Annotated in this window: 1 protein-coding gene; it reads right to left on the bottom strand. The window is 68.9% G+C overall.

The window, feature by feature from the left end; genetic code table 11:
* Positions 1 to 59: 59 nt before the first annotated feature.
* Complete coding sequence (locus KBX53_RS34400; protein ID WP_210863969.1) at positions 60 to 737, bottom strand: hypothetical protein; 678 nt, start codon at positions 735 to 737, stop codon at positions 60 to 62.
* Between the last annotated feature and the right edge of the window lie 160 nt (positions 738 to 897).

Genomic DNA, 897 nt, shown 5'->3' with positions numbered 1-897 from the left:
GTCGGTGACAGCGCTGACCCGGCTCCGCTGACGCAAGCGCCGTACCGTCCGGGCGGGCCTCAGTTGCTGCCCCCACCGCCATCGCCGTCTCCGCTGAACTCGCCGCCACCGCTGCCGCCCGCACCGCCGGCGTAGCCATGACGGCCGTCGTTGAAGGGCAGATCGCCACGAATGCCGGGTGGTTTGGGCCGCTTGCCCGGCCCTGCGAGGTGTTGCAGGCAGATCCGGTCGGAAACCGGGAAACACTCGCCTCGACCTCCGCAGTCCGCGAGGTAACGGTTGCCATTGTGGATGTCCAGTTCTTGGTCCACCCGGAACAACAGCGGAAGGCTGTCCGAGCCGCCCCCCTCGTCCCGGCGGCCGTGCTTGAGCGTGGAGAGCAGAAGGGAACGGCGACTGTCGTCGGTCGTGTCGTCGCTTGTCGCCGACCCTGGCCGGTGCTGCGGGGGGCGCCCGAACGCGGTGTCGCAGAACGTGGCGTAGTCCTGCGCATGCAGGGTCAGCTGCTGCCACAGATCGTCCACCACCACCGACGGCATCGACAGCTTCGCGCCCGGCTGGCGGGCGATGATCCGGAACCACTGCCGGGTCGCGGTTTCGACGAGAGCGATGTCTTCGTCGCTGAGCTGGGGATGCCGGTTTCGTAGATGCTGACGCCCGCTGGCGGGAAACCGCAGATCGGACACGGCGCGGAGTCGGCGAGGGTTGCGGTCGCTGCTGAACTTCGTCCAGATCATGCGGTTACTTCCATCCGCCCGGGGGTGCAGGCGCTAGGGCCCCGACTTGCCGAAGTGGCGCCGCGGCTCCTTCAGGGTAGGGGCAGTAGGCAAACCGACGCGGCTGTCGAAGGCCCCGCCCCGGTTGCCCAGCGGATTGAGGCCGCGCCGGTCAACGCAA

Source organism: Micromonospora sp. M51 (genome assembly GCF_018070305.1).
In the GTDB taxonomy this organism is placed as follows: domain Bacteria; phylum Actinomycetota; class Actinomycetes; order Mycobacteriales; family Micromonosporaceae; genus Micromonospora; species Micromonospora parva.
The sequence above is the reverse complement of the archived record's forward strand: the minus strand, read 5'-3'. Positions and strand labels throughout refer to the sequence as shown.